This window comes from Paraburkholderia guartelaensis, assembly GCF_004353905.1.
In the GTDB taxonomy this organism is placed as follows: Bacteria; Pseudomonadota; Gammaproteobacteria; order Burkholderiales; family Burkholderiaceae; genus Paraburkholderia; species Paraburkholderia guartelaensis.
Window position 1 is genome coordinate 1 of sequence record NZ_SMOD01000156.1, and the last position, 1,175, is coordinate 1,175.

A 1,175-nucleotide genomic window follows, 5' to 3' on the forward strand; every position below is an offset into this window, starting at 1 on the left:
GCGCGCGGCCTGCAGCTTCTGGACGAGCTCGCTGGTACGCGTGAACAGCACGCGGTAGCCGACGTCGATCAATGCATGACCGATAGCCGATCCCAGGTGGCTTTTTCCGACCCCAGGCGGGCCGAACAGGAGAACCGTGGCGCCTTTCTCCAGCCATGACTCTCCGGTGGCCAGCGCTGTGACATGCGCTTTTGAGACCATCGGCACGGCGCCGAAGTCGAAGGCGGCGAGCGTCTTGGTCGGGTCCAGATGCGACTCGGTACKGTGCCGCTCGATGCGTCGCTTAGCGCGTTCGGCCAGCTCGTGCTCTAGCAGTGCGCCGAGCAGGCGTGCGGCCGGCCACGCTTCCTTGTCCGAGCGCTCAGCGAACTCGGGCCACAACCTGCCGATCGTTGGCAAACGCAGCTCGTTGAGCATCAGGGCCAGGCGGCCACCATCATGCGCGGGCGCGTTCATGCTGCCACCTTCTCAAGCAGTTCGTCATAGACGGCAACGGGCGGCATCTGAACCTCGACATCGGGGCACTGGGCCTCGCGGGGTGCGTACTGCTCACGCAGCGCCTTGAGATCGGGAAGCTCGCCGGCCTCCAGCATCGCATCAAGCTGCCCCGCCAGTACGGCCTCCACGCCGTGCAGGCCCGCGAGCTCAAGCAGGCCGACCATCGTCTTGCATGCGTCGCGTTGTGACAGGCGGGCATCAAGTTGTTCCCAGGTTCTGCGGTACGCCTCACGCGGGAACAGTGCGTCACGAAACGCGAGTCCCTTGAATGCCTGGGGTTTGCGCTTCAGCGAGTCAATGAAGTGGCGGTAATCAAGCGCGTGGCGGTTGTCGTGCGCACGCGAGCCCCGTGCGGTGCTGTGGACCAGCACGCCGGACAGGTAGAGGTGGCCGCGCAAAATCGGACAGCGGGATAAGTGGAACGACCGGGGCCTGAGCCAGCGATAATGCAGGCAAAGGAACCGAGAAAATGACGAAACGAACCCGACGCACGCACTCAGCGGCGTTCAAAGCGAAAGTGGCCCTGGCGGCAGTCAAGGGCGAGCGCACGCTCGCCGAACTGGCGCAGCAGTTCGATGTGCATCCGAACCAGATCACGGAATGGAAGCGGCAGTTGCAGGAGCGCGCGGCCGACGTGTTCGGTGCGGCCGGCCCGGTGTCGAGCGAGCCACCGGTAG

The 1,175-nt window shown here is 65.1% G+C and carries 2 protein-coding genes and 1 pseudogene; 1 reads left to right on the plus strand and 2 read right to left on the minus strand.

Annotated elements, in window-relative coordinates; genetic code table 11:
* Both E1N52_RS43795 and E1N52_RS43800 read right to left on the minus strand, forming a co-directional pair.
* A partial coding sequence (locus E1N52_RS43795; RefSeq protein ID WP_165979597.1) for an ATP-binding protein occupies positions 1 to 456 on the minus strand: 456 nt, incomplete at its 3' end.
* Positions 453 to 881 (minus strand): annotated as a pseudogene (locus E1N52_RS43800) (IS21 family transposase); the annotation flags it as partial. The pseudogene E1N52_RS43800 and the gene E1N52_RS43795, both read right to left, overlap by 4 nt.
* A gap of 86 nt (positions 882 to 967) precedes the next feature.
* Here E1N52_RS43800 and E1N52_RS43805 point away from each other — a divergent pair.
* Positions 968 to 1,175 (plus strand): transposase (locus tag E1N52_RS43805; protein ID WP_133189477.1); only part of this gene is annotated, 208 nt, incomplete at its 3' end.